Raw genomic sequence first — 16,051 nt, forward strand, 5'->3', positions numbered from 1 at the left:
AGCGACAGGAAAGGTGACCACTTATGGCAGACGTCGACAACAGGAACCGTAACCGCAGGTCCAACCGAGCGGGTCAGCCCAATCCCAAGCGCGAGGCCCGTGCCAAGGCCGCCGAGCGTCACGTGGCAACTGTGTCCGAAGCGTGCGCCAAGGATATCGAGCGTTCGCTTGCCGGCGTGTGCGAGTTCGATGGTATGCCTGCCGGCTTTGTCTCGGCGATGAAGGCCAAGGTTCAGAGTGCTGTGGCCACCGAAGAACAGGTTGCCGAGGAGTCTGAGGCCGCCGAGGCCGAGACCGCTGAGGTTGCGTCCGCCGAGACCGAGGTTACGGCCGAGCCTGCACACGCAGAGGAGGCCACGGAGACCGAGTCCGCGCCTGCCGCCGAGGAGCCCGCTCCGGTTCTGCCCGAGGTCACCGTGCTCGATGCCTCCACCACGCAGGCCATCTTGGACAACGGTCGTGGCTATGCGCAGTTCTGCGACATGGCCGTGCTCGCCTTTGCCTCGTTCACCAATCCGGGCGGTGGCTATATTCAGGGTTATCTGGGCCAGGAGGCCACGCTGTGCGCCGATTCGTATCTGTACAACGTTCTCGATAAGCAGCGCAAATGGTACGGCGAGAACCGTCGCCGCAACATCAACTGCGAGCTTTACCGAAACCGTGCGCTGGTGGTGCCTGCGGTGCGCTTCGACCGCAACCACGTGCATGCATACGCCGACGTGATCGTGGCCGCCGCGCCCAACGTTAAGCGCGCCCGCCAGGAGTATCGCGTGAGCGACGATGCTCTGCTGGATGCCCTGCGCGACCGCATTCGCTTTGTGCTTGCCATCTGCGACGAGCTAGGTCGCGAGAAGCTCGTGCTGGGCGCTTGGGGCTGCGACAACAACGGCTTTGACGCCGAGGCCGTGGCCGAGCTCTTCCGCAAGGAGCTCGCGTCGGGCGACTTTAAGGTCAAGCAAGTCTTCTTTGCCGTGCCTTCTACGCGCTGGGATGAGGATTTTGCCAAGTTCGAGCACGTGCTGGCAAACTTCCCCGAGCGCAACGAGGAGTCCTATGCCCAGGTTGCCGCTCGCGCTGCGGCAGCTCGCGCCGCCGAGCAGATCCAGGCTGCTACCGAGGATGATGAGGACGAGGACGACTGGCGCAAGTACCTGTAAACGGTGCGCGCGATGTGATATGCCAAGCCGGCGGAAGGGATTGCCCCCGTCGGCTTTTTACGGAATGGGGAGCTCAAGATGAAAAACGTTCTGTGCTTTGGTGACAGCAACACCTATGGCTATGATCCGGCGGGTATGCGCGACGGCACCGCGGTGCGCTATGCGCAGGATGTGCGCTGGTGCGGCGTGGCCCAACGTGACTTAGGCGAGGGCTGGCATGTAATTGAAGAAGGCCTCAACGGCCGCACGACGGTACGCGACGACATGTGCCATCTGGACACCAATCTTAACGGCATCCGCGCACTTCCGATGCTGCTCGAGGCCCATAAGCCGCTGGACGCCATTGTGATCATGCTGGGCACCAACGACTGCAAGACGGTCTTTAACGTGACGGCTGCCGATATCGCCCGTGGCGCCATGGCGCTGATTCGCGCCGTCCGCGCGTTTCCGTGGACCGACGCTGCGCCTTGTCCGCGCATTCTGCTGATGGCTCCTATCAAGATCAAGCCGCAGATCGCCGATGTGTATATGACCGACTATGACGATCATTCCGTTGAGGCATCTGAGCATTTTGGCGAGTACTATGCGCACGTAGCCGAGCAGTTTGGCTGCGACTTTTTGAATGCAGCGGAGTTTGCCGAGCCGGGCGATATCGACTATCTGCATATGATGCCCGAAAGCCATGAGAGCCTGGGTCACGCCGTGGCAGCCAAGCTCCAAGAGATGCTCGGAGAGTAGCGCGACCCCAAGCCACCGCAAAGGGGACGGGCGCCTTTGCGGTGGTTTTGGACTGCGAATCTTAATACTGCCACATGTGGTTGACAGGGCCGGAGCCTTTGCCCATGTTCAGGCCGGCGGCCAGAGCGCCGGTTAGGTAGGCCTTGCCGGCGTTGACGGCGTCGGCAAGATCCATGCCCTGAGCCAGCGCGCAGGCGATGGCGGACGAGAGCGTGCATCCGGTGCCGTGCGTGTTGTCGGTCTCGATGCGCTTGTGGCGGAACCACGTGGTGAGTGGATCTCCCAGATGGTTGCCCTCGTCATCGAGTGGCGCGGGTTCGGCCAGTACATCGTTGGCCTCGTTGACAAGATGCCCACCCTTAACGAGGGATGCACAACCAAAGCGGCGGGTGAGGAGCATGGCAGCATTTTGCTGCGTGCGCTCGGAGTCGACCTCGTAGTCGAGCAGGGCCATGGCCTCGGGAATATTGGGCGTGATAACCGTCGCTAGCGGGAACAGGCGGCGAGTGAGCGCCTCTGCGGCATCTTCGGCAATCAGCCGTGCGCCCGAGGTGGCTACCATGACGGGGTCGACTACCACGTTTGTCGCCTTCCAGGCGCTCAGGCGGTCGGCGATAACATCGATAATCTCGACAGAAGAAACCATGCCGATCTTGACGGCGCTCGGGCGGATATCGTCAAAAACGGCGTCAATTTGCGCGGCTACGATATCTGGCGAGATATCCTGCACGGCGGTAACGCCCAGTGTGTTTTGCGCTGTGATGGCGGTGATGGCCGTCTGGGCATACAGACGGTGCGCCGTGATGGTCTTGATGTCGGCCTGAATGCCGGCGCCGCCGCTGGAATCGGATCCCGCGATGGACAGGACGGCAGGTACCTTACTACGATCCATGTTCGCTCCCTTGTTCGGTCGGAATCAAATGGGTCTTTAAGCCAGCATTATAAAGATGCCCGGGCCGACTCTATGTCGAACCCGGGCGGGCGATGCAATCTTTACGCAAATGCAAGCAAATGTTCACACGTCAACAATTGACAGGCACCAGCTCGCCGACAGAAGCGGCCACGGCGACAGGCTAGTCCTCCATGCCGAGGTCGATCGTGGTGCCCTCGAAGATCTTGTTGACGGTGCGGACGGCGCACATCTTGCCACACATGGTGCAAGTGCCCTCGGTGGCGGCGGGGGACTCCTCGTAGCGCTTCTTGCCCGTAACCGGGTCGAGCGCGCACTCCCACATGGCGTCCCAGTCAAGCTTGCGGCGTGCCTGGCCCATCTTGTCGTCCATGTCGCGGGCGTGGGGCACCTTTTTGGCGATGTCGGCGGCGTGTGCGGCGATCTTGGTGGCCATGAGGCCGTCGAGCACATCCTGGGCGTTGGGCAGGCATAGGTGCTCTGCCGGTGTCACGTAGCACAGGAAGTCGGCACCGGAACTGGCGGAGATGGCGCCGCCGATGGCGGCGGTGATGTGGTCGTAACCCACGCCGATATCGGTCACCAGCGGCCCGAGCACATAGAACGGAGCATTGTGGCACAGGCGCTTCTGCAGTTTCATGTTGGCGGCGATTTCGTCGAGCGCCATGTGACCCGGGCCCTCGACCATGACCTGGACGCCGGCGGCCCAAGCGCGCTTGCACAGCTTGCCCAGCTCGATCATCTCAGCGGTCTCGGTGGCGTCGTTGGAGTCGTAGAGGCAGCCCGGGCGGCAGGAGTCGCCGAGCGAAATCGTCACGTCGTACTCGTGGCAAATCTCGAGCAACTCATCGTAGAACTCATAGAACGGGTTCTCGTTACCGGTGACCTCCATCCAGCCAAACAGCAGCGAGCCGCCGCGGCTCACGATGTTCATGAGGCGGCCGGTCTCCTTAAAGGTCTTGGTGACCGACTTGTTGATGCCGCAGTGGATGGTCATAAAGTCCACGCCGTCCTCGGCGTGCGCGCGCACGACCTCGAACAGGTCGTCCTTGGTAAGCTTGACCAGCGGCTTTTCCATGTAGCCGATGGCGTCGTACATGGGGACGGTGCCCACCATGAGCGGGGTCTCGTCGATGAGCTGCTGGCGGAACTGGCGCGTCTTGCCCGAGTTGGAGAGGTCCATGATGGCGTCGGCGCCAAAGTCCTCGGCGATCTTGACTTTCTTCCATTCCTCGGCGGCATCGGCCTTGTCGCCCGAGATGCCCAAGTTCACGTTGACCTTGGTGGACAGGCCCTCACCGACACCAAAGGCGCGCATGCCCTTTTTGATATGCACGATGTTGGCGGGAATGGCGATGCGGCCGTCTGCCACGCGCTCACGGATGTACTCGGGGTCACGATGCTCGCGCTCGGCGACCTCCTTCATCTGCGGTGTGATCTGCCCGGCGCGGGCGAAGTCGATTTGCGTGACGAGCTTGGACTCGGTCTGTGTGCTCATTGGCACGGCTCCCTTCGTTGGCATTACCCATATCAGGTTTGCGGGTCAGGGCGGGCGCGCCCAGTCTCAGCCTGCCGTCTTGTCCTGCAAGCTCCCCGTTTATGTGGTGGGCTCAAGTATAGCTCGAATGGGTACGATTGACGCGATGAGCATGCCCGCGGGGAGGCGAACATGGAAGACAAGCATCTATATCGAGAGACACAATGGGACATATCGGCCGAGGAGGGCCGTGCGCACCATGGGTTGGTCGCGATTGGCTTCGCGGTGCTTGCCGTGCTGGTGATTGCCCTTTGTATTTGGACGTTTGGCGGTCGCGGCGGCGCTGCCTGGGAGTTTGAGGCCGATGATAGCCTACCGATTATGACGGTGAGGAGTACTGGCGGTAATGCCAATACGCTCGCCATTCCGGGCGATTATTGGTACCCGCGCGATGAGTTTGTGCAGTTGCAGCTGAGTGGTGGGTCCATTCCAGGCGAAGAAATCGAACGCGTGACGTTTGACGCGGCGCTCAAAACGCTGACGGTGAAGCTCAAAGATCAAGGAGATGTGCCCACGACCATGGATATCGCCCTGACGGAATGGCGTCTGGAGCCTCCGTCGGGCGTCAAGGTGTCCGAGGTGGAGCATGTCAAGATTACCTATCAGGACGGTTCGACAAACGGGATTGCAAAGGCCGACGGTCTAGCAGAATAGGTGTCGAGCCTAGCCAGCCAATTCATAAAAGTTGCGGTGGAATAGTTCCCGATTGTGCGATAAAAGGCTCAAATAGGAACTATTCCACCGCAAGTTATATAGAGAAGGCTGGCGGGTCAGTGTTGGGTGCCGGCTCTAGAGCATCTGTTCGTTGATGAACACGAGGGTGCCTGGGTATGAGAGTTCGGGGGCGTGGCGATAGCCGATGTTGAACCCGGTGAGACGGTCGGCGTCCTCGAGTCCGTTTGCTGCCATCCAGCGCACCATGGAGCCGCGCGCCTTTTTGCTGGCGGTCGAGCGTTGGATGGGCTTGCCGTTGCGGATGCCTTCGCCAAAGAGACAAGTGACGGTCGTGGCGTCGCCTGCGAGATGGGGTAGAACGGCCTTGGCGTACTCCGCGCTGGCAAGGTTGACGACCGTGGTGTTGGAGCCGGTCGGCGCAATGGCGCATACAAGTTTGTCGCCCCAAAACGCATAGAGGTCACGGGCGTTGTCGACGGCGAGCTTGGCCCCCATTTCGAGCCGATAGGGCTCAACGCCATGGAAAGGCCGCACGCATCCGTACAATCCGGAGAGGATCCATAGATGGTCTTGCAGCCATGCGAGCTGTGCGGCATCCATGACCTCGGGCGCCATGCTTTGGTATTGGATACCGTGGTAGGACATGACGGCGGGGGAGATTCGACGCGCGATATCGGAATCGGCGAGGTCGGCATCGCTCAGGACGGGCATAAATTCGTGAAGCGTATCCAGGCACGTTGTAAGCAGCCTGTTGCTCACGTTCCAAAGAGCCTGAAGACCTGCCGCGCCATCCTCGCTCTCGATACTCAGGAGTGTCTGATGGACCCGGGCCGTCTGATGTGCAAAAGGCGGTATGCCCAAAACGTCAAAGGCATCTTGAGCTGTCCGCATCTGTTTGGCGGGCGAAATGACGACCTGCAGCATGGACACTCCTCTGCCAAAAAAGGAAGTTGCGGTGGAATACGGTCTGTTTTGGCCGTTTATGGGCTAGTTTAGTCCGTATTTCACCGCAAGTTAAAAGGAGACTGGCTAGGCGCGCTCGAGGAAGGCCTTGTAGCCGCGGTAGGCCTCGTAGATATCGGCCTTGTTAGCGACCTCCCACAGGGCGTGCATGGACAGGACGGCAACGCCGGAGTCGATGACGTTCATGCCGTACTTGGCCATGATGTAGGCGATGGTGCCGCCGCCGCCCGCATTGACGCGGCCGAGCTCGCAGGTCTGGAAGTCCACGCCCGCCTCGTCCATGATGTCGCGGACGAGGGCCACGTACTCGGCGTCGGCGTCGTTGGAGCCACCCTTGCCGCGGCTGCCCGTGTACTTGTTGAAGCACAGGCCGCGACCCATGAAGGCTGCGTTCTTGGTCTCGAACTTGCCGGCATAGCCTGGGTCGAAGCCGGCGGACACGTCAGAGGAGAGCATGCGGCTGCGGGCGAGCGCGCGGCGAAGGGCCAGCGGGCTGTCCTCGCCGGCGAGCGTCATGATCTCGGCGACGGTGTTCTCGAAGAAGCGGCTCGTCATACCGGTGGCACCCACGGAGCCGATCTCCTCCTTGTCGACGATGAGCGTGATGCTCGTGCGCTCCACGTTGGCGACGTCGATCTGGGCGAGCATGGAGGGGTAGGCGCAGACGCGGTCGTCGTGGCCATAGCCCAGAATCATGGAACGGTCGAGGCCCATGTCGCGGGCGGGGCCGGCGGGCACGACCTCGATCTCGGCGGAGAGGAAGTCCTCCTCCTCGACGTCGTACTGCTCCTTGAGGATGTCCAGGAACATCTGCTTGACGGGCTCCTTGGGGGCGTCCTTGTCGTCCTCATTGAACTTGACGGGGCGGCCGCCCACGATCACGTCGAGGACCTCGGCATCGACGGCGTCCTTGGCAGGCTTGGACATCTGCTCGCTCGAGAGGTGAATCAGCAGGTCGGAGATAGTAAAGACCGGGTCGTCCGCCTTGTCGCCGATGTTGATGTCGACGGTGGTGCCGTCCTTTTTGCAGATGACGCCCACGAGTGCGAGCGGGGAGGCCACCCAGTGGTAGCTTTTGACGCCGCCGTAGTAGTGCGTGTCGAGGTAGGCCATGTCGCCGGCCTCGAAGGCGGGGTTCTGCTTGAGGTCCAGGCGCGGCGAGTCCACGTGGGCGCCCAGGATGTTAAAGCCCTGCTCGAGCGGGGCAGTGCCCAGGTTGACGAGCATAAGGTCCTTGCCGTGATTGGCGGCGTACACCTTGTCGCCTTCCTTGAGCTCGCGGCCTTCGGCGATCACGGTCTCCAGGTCGACGTATCCCGCCTCCTCGGCCATCTTGATGCCGGCCTTGACGCACAGGCGCTCGGTCTTGTTCTCGCTCAAAAACTGCTTATAGCCGCGGCAAAGCTCCTCGAGCTCCTCGATTTGCTGTGACGTGTACTTTTTCCATGCGCAGGGACGCTCCATGACGCAGGCTCCTTTCGGATCGATCGTGCTGGTTGATGTACCGTGAGCCATCGTATCACGCGCGGGCTCACGGAGGCGGGGAAGCTTGATGTGAGGTGGCCGCAGGGCGGGGAGCGTGTAAACTGATGTGAGCAAACCGTGCCCAGCCCAAAGCGAGGTATTCAATATGTCTGACAAGCGCCGCACTTTTGCCGTTATCGACGGCAACTCGCTCATGCATCGCGCCTTCCACGCCGTGCCGCCGACCATGAACGCGCCGGATGGTCGCCCCACCAACGCGATCTTTGGCTTTCTGAACATGTTTCTCAAGATGATCGATGCCTTTAACCCCGACGGTGTGGTCGTGGCGTTTGATAAGGGCAAACCGCGCGTGCGCATGGAGATGCTGCCGCAGTATAAGGCGCAGCGCCCGCCCATGGACCCCGATCTGCACGCGCAGTTCCCTATGATTAAGGAGCTGCTCACCGCGCTCAACGTGCCGATTCTGCAGTCCGAGGGCTGGGAAGGCGACGATATCCTGGGAACCATGGCGCGCCTGGGTGAGGAGGCCGGCTGCGACATGCTGCTGGTGACCGGCGACCGCGACATGTATCAGCTTGTGACCGAGCATGTCAACGTGGTCTCGACTCGTAAGGGCCTGTCCGACGTGGCGATCATGACGCCTGAGAGCGTGGATGACCTGTATCACGGCATTACGCCGGCGCTCGTGCCCGATTTTTACGGTCTGAAGGGCGACACGTCCGATAACATCCCCGGCGTGCCGGGCATCGGCCCCAAAAAGGCGAGCGCGCTCATTGCGCAGTACGGTAGCCTGGACGAGGTTATCGCACACGCCGACGAGGTCAAGGGCAAGATGGGCGAGAACCTGCGTGCACACATCGACGATGCACTGCTGAGCCGTAAGGTGGCGACCATCCGCACCGATGCGCCCGTTGAGCTCGATTTTGAGGCGACGTCCTTCCCGGCGTTTTCTGCCGATGAGGTTTCCGCGGCACTGGGTACGCTCGGCATTACCGCCATGCAGAACCGTTTCTTGGCGCTGATCGGTGACGAGGGCGGGGCTGCTGCCTCCAGTGTGTTTGAGATGCCTGCGATGGTTCGCGCAGCCGCCGGCGATGTTGACGCGCTTGGTGCCGTTGCGGCTGAGGTCTCCCGCGCGATTGATGCCGGCGAGTGGGTCGCCGCCGTGGTGGACGATGACAAGGAGGAGGGCGCGCTCTTTGGCCTGACGCGCACGCTGTGGCTGATGACGTCCAGGGGGCTGCTTGCGCTTGAGGAGGGCGACGGCGGTTCGCCTGCCGTGGTCGATGGCTTCAACTTTGCCCACGGCGTGATTGCCGGCGTGCTCGCGCGTCTGTTTATGGAGGGTCGCGTGGCGAGCCCGGATATGAAGGCGCTGTTGCACGAGCTTTCGCCCATCGATTCTTCTGAGCCCGAGCTCATGGATCCGCTCGCTGCCGATTCCACGCGTATTTTCGATACCGTTGTTGCCGCCTACCTGTTAGATTCCGACCGCTCCGAGTTCGATGAGGCATATCTTGCCGATACGTATCTGCAGATGGAGCTGCCTGCGGCGCGCGGCGCAGAGGGTGCTGGTGAGGACGCTCCAGCGCCTGCTGCCCGTACCGCGGCGTTGACGCTGGCGCTCGTGGCGCCGCTGCGCGATCGCATGGCTCGTGAGAACGCCGCCAACGTGTTCGATGGGATTGAGATGCCACTCGTGCCGGTGCTTGCCAAGATGGAGCGCGCGGGCATGCTCGTGGACCCCGACCGTCTGCATAGTCTGTCCGAGGGACTTGCTACCCAGATTGCCGAGGTCGAGCGCAGCATTCGCGACCTGGCAGGCGACGAGACCTTTAACATCGGCAGCCCTATGCAGCTCTCGCACGTGCTGTTTGACGTTATGGGGCTTCCGACCAAGGGCCTCAAAAAGACCAAGCGCGGCTACTATTCGACCAACGCCAAGGTGCTGAGTGACCTTGCGCGTGACCACGAAATCGTGCGTCTGATCTTGGACTGGCGTGAGAAGTCTAAGATCAAGTCCACCTATCTGGACACGCTGGGCCCGCTACGCCGTGGTGACGGTCGCGTACACACTACGTACAACCAGACCATCACGGCAACGGGGCGTCTGTCCTCGAGCGACCCGAACCTGCAGAACATCCCGACGCGCTCGGAGCTGGGTCGTACCGTCAAGACGGCGTTTTCGGCAGGCGAGGGAAGTGTCTTTTTGGCGGTGGACTACTCGCAGATTGAGCTGCGTCTGCTGGCGCATCTCTCGGGCGATGAGCACCTGGTGCGCGCCTTTAACGAGGGCGAGGACTTCCACGCCGAGACCGCCGCGCGCGTGTTTGGTGTGCCGGTGTCCGAGGTGACGCCCGACTTGCGCAGTCGCGCCAAGGCCGTGAACTTTGGCATCGTGTACGGTCAGCAGGCCTATGGCCTGTCGCAGTCGCTGCATATCTCGATGGCCGAGGCGCGCGACATGATCGACCGCTACTACGAGGCCTACCCGGGCGTGCGCACGTTCCTCGACAACGTGGTGGCACGTGCCAAGCAGACGGGCTACGCCGAGACCATGTACGGCCGCCGTCGCCATATTCCGGAGCTCAAGGCCAAAAACCCGCAACTCCGCGGCTTTGGCGAACGCACGGCCATGAACCACCCCATGCAGGGCACCGCCGCCGACATCATCAAGATCGCGATGGCCCGCGTAAGCCGCCGTCTGGAAGAAGAAGGCTTTGCCGCCCACATGATCCTGCAGGTACACGACGAACTGGACTTTGAGTGCCCGGTCGACGAAGTCGAGCGCCTGACCACCATGGTCCAAGACGTCATGGAACATGTCGTAGACCTACGCGTACCCCTAATCGCCGAAGCCAGTACCGGCATAACCTGGGCCGATGCCAAGTAAAGACGCACCAACAATCCCAAAGTAACCAAAACAGAAGGGGGCTCCTTGCCAACAAGGAGCCCCCTTCATTCCAAAAAATCAGCCAAGTATCTAGACGCCAAGACGCCATTCAGGCGGCAAGCAAGTCAACGTAGCCATGCCCGGGGCCGGCCGTTTGATTTTTGTAGATTCCGCACGAGCCGAAGAGCACTTAATGTGCTCTTCGAGCGAGCCCAGGACCTGACCGAACAAAAATCAAACGGCCGGCCCCGGGCATGGCGGCGAGTTTAACGAGCCGCCAGGATGGCGTCGATGAGCGTCAGTACGCCTCCGTCGTTGTTGCTCGGAATGCGCCACTTGGCATGCGCGTTCATGTGCTCCTCGGCATTGTCCACGATAAAGCTGTGTCCGACGCGCTCCAGCATGGGGATATCGTTGTAGGTGTCGCCCACGGCAGCGGCGTCGGCGATATCAATGCCCAGCTGCTCGCACAGATGCGCGACGCCGGCGCCTTTGTCGACGCCCAGGTTCATAAAGTCGATCCACTCGCGGCCCGCATTGGTGACATAGAGTCGGTCCGAGAACGCCGGGTTGTAGTCCTCGCGAAACGCTGGCTCGGCATCGTAGGCGGGGAAGAAGATCGAAATCTTGTTGGACTCGATATCAATGCCCTCAAAGCTATCGACGTAGTTGATCGTGTTGTAGTACACGCTGATCTCGTCGTGGTACTGATGGTCGCGGGCGAGCACATAGAACTCGTCGTAGCAGCACAGGACGGGAACGGCACGCGGGTCCTCCGAGGCACGAGCGAGCACCTGCTGATACAGCGCCACATCGATATTGCTTTTATAGATATAGTTGCCGCGATATATCACGCACGCTCCGTTATCGGGGCAAAAGGCGATGCGGTTCTTGATGTCCTCGAACATCTCTTCGAGCTTGGGGGCAGGGCGCCCGCTGGCGGGGCAGAATACGATGCCGGCGTCGGCGAGCTTGTCCAGGCGCTCATCAAGACCCTGTGGTAACACGCGCTCGTCGGTTAGTAACGTCTTGTCCATATCGACGGCGAGAATCTTAATGTTTCCGATATTGGCGTCCGATTCGTAAGTTTGCATAAAAGCGAGCCTTTCGTTTCGAGTTTGTTTCAGACGTTATAACCATCAACTCTTAGTCGGCCGTATTTTCGCAGGATTGGCGCGTATTTGCATCACTATTCACAAACTAATGAAAAAACTTTTCAGAAATTTGAATTTGTCGCTTGTGCTGCGGGCACTTTAGCGTAATATAGCGACCATCGAAAACGGAGACGGAAAAACAACCGCTTACCGAGTAAAAGGTACCGTTTACGATATTTGAATTGCGCCCGGCGATACGTGAAAGGAGAGGCAGATGCAGTTCGTAAAGATCATCACCACTGCAGACAATGCCATCCGACGCCAGCGCGCAATTTCCCGACGACGATAACAATCGTCTCTGTCCGCATGGGGCGAATTGCCTCAACAGAGTCATTTTGAGGTCGTTGGGTTTTAGCACGACATTGCTGCATGTTTCTAGGGCATGTATGTGCTGATTTTTGCTATTTAACCTGATATTGCACGGTATATGACCTTGAAATGACTTGCAACTGACCGATGTTCTAACTAGCTACCAAGGGCGAAAGGAAACAGCCATGAGCAAGGAAAAAGTCGTTCTCGCATATTCCGGTGGTCTTGATACATCCGTATGTGTCAAATGGCTCCAGGACGAGAAGAATCTCGATGTCGTTTGCGTCTGCGGCAACGTGGGCCAGGAAGAGACCGGACTGGATGCCAAGAAGCAGAAGGCGCTCGACCTGGGCGTTCTCGATTGCCAGGTGCTCGACCTGCGCGACGAGTTCTCCGATGAGTTCCTGACCACAGCCATCGCAGCAAACTCCATGTACGAGAACAAGTATCCGCTGCTCTCCGCCCTGTCTCGCCCGCTGCTTGCCAAGAAGCTTGTTGAGGTCGCCCACGAGTTTGGCGCGACCTACGTCGCCCACGGCTGCACCGGCAAGGGTAACGACCAGGTTCGTTTTGAGGCTGCCGTCAAGGCCCTCGACCCTGAGCTCAAGGTTATCGCCCCGGTGCGCGAGTGGGATCTGAAGTGCCGTCCCGACGAGGTCGCCTATGCCCACGCCCACAACGTGCCGGTTCCCGAGGGTGCCAACGATAACCCCTACTCCATCGACGACAACCTGTGGGGTCGCGCCATCGAGTGCGGTCACCTGGAGGACCCTTGGAATGAGCCGCTCGATGACGCTTGGGTTATGACCAAGAACCCCGAGGACACGCCTGACGCCCCGACCTATACCGAGATCGAGTTTGAGGCCGGCAAGCCTGTCGCCGTCGACGGCAAGAAGATGAAGCTCTCCGAGATCGTCATCGCCCTCAACAAGATTTCGGGCGACAACGGCTTTGGCCGTCTTGACCTGGTCGAGGATCGTCTGGTGGGCCTCAAGAGCCGCGAGTGCTATGAGGTTCCCGGCGCCCTGACGCTCATCACCGCCCACAAGGCGCTCGAGGACATCTGCGTCGAGGGCGACCTGCTCAAGACCAAGATCAAGCTCGAGCAGGATTGGGCCACCGCCGTGTACAACGGCCAGTGGTACAGCCCGCTCAAGAACGCGCTCGACGCCTTTATGGCCGATACCCAGAAGTTCGTGACCGGCACTGTCCGTCTGAAGTTCTTTAAGGGCAACTGCCATGTCGTCGGCCGCAAGAGTCCCTTCAGCCTCTACGACTACGGCCTGGCTACCTACGACCGCGACACCACGTTTGACGAGAAGGCCAGCGCCGGCTTTATCGAGATCGATACGCTGTCGCTCAAGACGTGGGCAAAGGTCCAGGGCCCCAGCTCTGCTGCCGCCCAGGCCTAGCGCCTCCTTCCCTTGGTATCCGCGCGGCCCATCTGCGTGATACATAACGGGCGCACGGGGTCCCTACCTTTCGTTATGCTTGCTGACACTTCTTAACATCGGTGGCCCCTACGTTCCGCCCGCATATATGATGCCGCGACTGTGGCTGAGTCCGAGCCCCGCCGGGGTTGTCCGGCGGGGCTCCTTCTATCAATTTGGCGGCTCTGCGCCTATATATGAGGAGTATCCATTATGTTCAATGCTATCGCGCATGCTTTACTTGCCCTCGCGCCCGAGTTCGATGCTGCAAGGGTCAAGGACGTCCCTATGAGCCTGATGGCCTGGATCGATGGTTCGCAGGGCAACATCCGGAGGGAGACGTTGGGCGCCAAGTGCATGGCGCGTCACTTCTTTGCAAATTAGCTACATGGCACCGCACACGGTGGGGAATGTGTAAAACTAGCGGTTGAAAAATCGCTTTAGCGATATGGCGCATTGCTTTGGGCGCTTGTTTTGGTATTTGGAGAAAGGGGACGGTTCCATGGCTCTTTGGGGCGGTCGTTTTGAGGCAGGCGTGGCCGAGGTCACGCAGGAGTTTGGCGCGTCGCTGCCGGTCGACAAACATCTCTATAAGCAGGATATCGCCGGCTCTAAGGCGCATGCCAAAATGCTGGCGGCCCAGGGCATCATCAGTGCCGAGGACGAGCAGGCGATTGCCAAGGGCCTGACCGGAATCGAACAGGATATCGATGCCGGCAACTTTACCTTCGATATCAACGATGAGGACATTCATATGTCCATCGAGAGCGAGTTGACGCGCCGCATCGGCGAGGCCGGTAAGCGCTTGCATACCGGCCGTTCGCGCAACGACCAGGTGGCGACCGATACGCGCCTGGGCGTCAAGGCGCTGGCCAAGGAGCTCATGGAGGCCAATCTTGAGCTGCGCCATGTGCTGGTGGATGCGGCTAAGAAGTACGACAAGGTGATTCTGCCGGGCTACACGCATATGCAGCACGCTCAGCCCGTGCTGCTCTCGCATCATCTGCTGGCGTATTCCTGGATGTTCGCGCGCGACTTTACGCGCCTGAAGGCCGCCTTTGATGCCGCCGACAACTGCCCGCTGGGTGCTGCCGCGCTTGCCGGTACGAGCTATCCGCTCGATCGCCAGATGACGGCTGCCGAACTTGGCTTTGCGGGCGTGATTCCCAACTCGCTCGATGCGGTTTCCGACCGTGATTTCCTGCTCGATCTGCATTACGCCGGATCCGTCATGGCGATGCACCTGTCGCGTCTTTCCGAGGAGATCGTGCTGTGGTCGAGCTCCGAATTTGGCTTTATCACGCTTTCAGACTCCTACTCCACCGGCTCGTCTATCATGCCGCAGAAGAAGAATCCCGACTTTGCCGAGCTTATTCGCGGCAAGAGCGGCCGTGTGTATGGCAACCTGGTGCAGCTGCTCGTGACCATGAAAGGCCTGCCGCTTGCTTATAACAAGGATTTGCAGGAGGACAAGGAGGGCGCGCTCGATACCGCCCATACGCTCATGCAGTGCCTGTCGGTTATGGCCGGTATGATTTCGACTTGGGCCGTCAACGAGGATGTCATGGCGCGCGAGTGCGGCGTGGGTCACCTTGCCGCCACCGATGTTGCCGATTACCTGGCTAAGCGTGGTCTGCCGTTCCGCGAGGCTCATGCCGTGGTGGGGCATCTGGTTCTGATGTGTGAGAAGCGCGGCTGCAATCTTGAGGACCTGCCGTTTGAGGTGTTCCATGAGGCAAGCCCGCTCTTTGAGCGCGACATTACCGAGGCGCTCGACATCCCGTCGATTGTCGCCGCGCGCACGACCGAGGGCGGCACCGCCCCTGCCGCCGTTGCCGTGCAGCTGCAGCGCGCCGAGGCACAGCTCGTGGCCGACGAGGGCGTGTTTGGATCGCTGACTAAGGTCGTCGAGATGGGCCACGGGGTAAAGTAGGGATTTGGCTGAAGCCGTTTTGGCCATTTATTGATAAATCGTTTTCACTTTACGGGCGCCTGCTGATGTGGGCGCCCGTATTTTGTTGCTATGGGGGAGGGGCTTGTCGAGAACTTCTGTAGGACCTTTGGGCGGGTTGTGAAGGGGTTACGTTCGCGGGCGGCAACCGACCGCCTGCTCTGTTCGATGCGGTTGATGGGCGGTCGGATGGTACTCTAATCGGGCTTCGAAACAGAAGTGACACATATGGAGCGCTTTAATAAATTGCAACGTTTCAATAAACAGCTTTTTGTTTAACTGCAGCTAAAACTCTGTTACGATGCAGTCCAGGCGGGTGCCGGAATGGGACTTGGGCACGCGCGAACCTACTTGAAAGGCTACTTTTATGGCTATCGAGAAGACCTTCATCATGATTAAGCCCGACGCCGTGCGCGACCGCAAGATCGGCGAGATCGTTGCTCGCATTGAGCGCAGCGGCCTTGTCATCGAGCGCATGGAGATGACCACGCTCGAGCGCGCTACCGTCGAGGAGCACTACGCCCATCTGGCCGACAAGCCCTTCTTTGGCGGTCTCTGCGACTTTATGACGAGTGGTCCGGTCGTCAAGATGGTCGTTTCCGGTCTCTCCGCTGTTGCTAAGATGCGCACCCTCATGGGCGCTACTAATCCGCTTGACGCTGCTCCTGGTACCATCCGCGGCGACTTTGCCGTCGATGTCAACGCCAACGTGATCCACGGCTCCGACTGCCTGGAGAACGCCGAGATTGAGATCAAGCGCTTCTTTGGCTAAACCAGCTTTGACTCCTTAAAGCTGTTAGCGTGTGGCCTGGGCGCCGCGGAACTCCATCTGCGGTGCCCTTTTATTCC

At 60.2% G+C, this 16,051-nt stretch carries 13 protein-coding genes and 1 riboswitch; of the genes, 8 read left to right on the forward strand and 5 right to left on the reverse strand.

What is annotated here, in order from left to right:
* The first annotated feature begins 23 nt into the window (after nucleotides 1–23).
* Both AAA021_RS03295 and AAA021_RS03300 read left to right on the forward strand, forming a co-directional pair.
* Entirely contained in the window at nucleotides 24–1,157 is a 1,134-nt protein-coding gene (locus AAA021_RS03295) for a TIGR02452 family protein (protein WP_349087960.1), read from the forward strand.
* 78 nt (nucleotides 1,158–1,235) lie between these two features.
* Nucleotides 1,236–1,895 carry a GDSL-type esterase/lipase family protein gene (locus AAA021_RS03300; protein ID WP_349087961.1) on the forward strand — a complete coding sequence of 220 codons (660 nt, stop codon included), beginning with the start codon at nucleotides 1,236–1,238 and terminating at the stop codon, nucleotides 1,893–1,895.
* Nucleotides 1,896–1,956: 61 nt separating this feature from the next.
* Here AAA021_RS03300 and thiD read toward each other — a convergent pair whose 3' ends face one another.
* Together thiD and thiC are read right to left on the reverse strand one after the other, a co-directional pair.
* Nucleotides 1,957–2,787, reverse strand: a complete 831-nt coding sequence (gene thiD, locus AAA021_RS03305; protein ID WP_195363330.1) for a bifunctional hydroxymethylpyrimidine kinase/phosphomethylpyrimidine kinase — start codon at nucleotides 2,785–2,787, stop codon at nucleotides 1,957–1,959.
* A 181-nt stretch (nucleotides 2,788–2,968) separates the two neighbouring features.
* Nucleotides 2,969–4,303: a phosphomethylpyrimidine synthase ThiC gene (thiC, locus tag AAA021_RS03310; RefSeq protein ID WP_346979693.1), complete on the reverse strand. Its 1,335-nt coding sequence runs from the start codon at nucleotides 4,301–4,303 to the stop codon at nucleotides 2,969–2,971.
* Nucleotides 4,296–4,411: riboswitch (TPP riboswitch) on the reverse strand. It overlaps the preceding gene by 8 nt.
* A 63-nt stretch (nucleotides 4,412–4,474) precedes the next feature.
* On the opposite strand from thiC, the gene AAA021_RS03315 reads away from it, so the two are divergent.
* Complete coding sequence (locus AAA021_RS03315) at nucleotides 4,475–4,996, forward strand: hypothetical protein (RefSeq protein WP_349087964.1); 522 nt, start codon at nucleotides 4,475–4,477, stop codon at nucleotides 4,994–4,996.
* A 135-nt stretch (nucleotides 4,997–5,131) separates the two neighbouring features.
* On the opposite strand, the gene AAA021_RS03320 is transcribed toward AAA021_RS03315, so the two are convergent.
* On the reverse strand, nucleotides 5,132–5,941 hold the full coding sequence (locus AAA021_RS03320) for a YaaA family protein (protein ID WP_349087966.1): 810 nt from the start codon (nucleotides 5,939–5,941) through the stop codon (nucleotides 5,132–5,134).
* Nucleotides 5,942–6,046: 105 nt separating this feature from the next.
* Entirely contained in the window at nucleotides 6,047–7,444 is a 1,398-nt protein-coding gene (locus AAA021_RS03325) for an aminopeptidase (protein WP_349087968.1), read from the reverse strand.
* Between the two features lie 166 nt (nucleotides 7,445–7,610).
* Between AAA021_RS03325 and polA the strand changes: the two genes are divergently transcribed.
* A complete protein-coding gene (gene polA, locus AAA021_RS03330; protein ID WP_349087970.1) occupies nucleotides 7,611–10,358 on the forward strand; it encodes a DNA polymerase I in 2,748 nt (915 codons plus the stop codon).
* A gap of 266 nt (nucleotides 10,359–10,624) precedes the next feature.
* Here the strand turns inward: polA and AAA021_RS03335 are convergent, their stop codons facing one another.
* Nucleotides 10,625–11,452: an HAD family hydrolase gene (locus AAA021_RS03335; protein WP_349087972.1), complete on the reverse strand. Its 828-nt coding sequence runs from the start codon at nucleotides 11,450–11,452 to the stop codon at nucleotides 10,625–10,627.
* 554 nt (nucleotides 11,453–12,006) lie between these two features.
* On the opposite strand from AAA021_RS03335, the gene AAA021_RS03340 reads away from it, so the two are divergent.
* The 4 genes from AAA021_RS03340 (at nucleotide 12,007) to ndk (ending at nucleotide 15,974) form a co-directional block, all read left to right on the forward strand.
* The gene (locus tag AAA021_RS03340; protein ID WP_349087973.1) at nucleotides 12,007–13,233 is read left to right on the forward strand and encodes an argininosuccinate synthase; all 1,227 of its coding nucleotides are present in this window, start codon (nucleotides 12,007–12,009) and stop codon (nucleotides 13,231–13,233) included.
* A 231-nt stretch (nucleotides 13,234–13,464) separates the two neighbouring features.
* Entirely contained in the window at nucleotides 13,465–13,635 is a 171-nt protein-coding gene (locus AAA021_RS03345; RefSeq protein ID WP_349087975.1) for a hypothetical protein, read from the forward strand.
* 118 nt (nucleotides 13,636–13,753) lie between these two features.
* Complete coding sequence (gene argH, locus AAA021_RS03350) at nucleotides 13,754–15,184, forward strand: argininosuccinate lyase (protein ID WP_349087976.1); 1,431 nt, start codon at nucleotides 13,754–13,756, stop codon at nucleotides 15,182–15,184.
* Between the two features lie 385 nt (nucleotides 15,185–15,569).
* On the forward strand, nucleotides 15,570–15,974 hold the full coding sequence (gene ndk / locus AAA021_RS03355) for a nucleoside-diphosphate kinase (protein WP_006234152.1): 405 nt from the start codon (nucleotides 15,570–15,572) through the stop codon (nucleotides 15,972–15,974).
* The last annotated feature ends 77 nt before the right edge of the window (nucleotides 15,975–16,051 follow it).

Source organism: Collinsella sp. CLA-JM-H32 (assembly GCF_040098165.1).
Classification (GTDB): Bacteria; Actinomycetota; Coriobacteriia; order Coriobacteriales; family Coriobacteriaceae; genus Collinsella.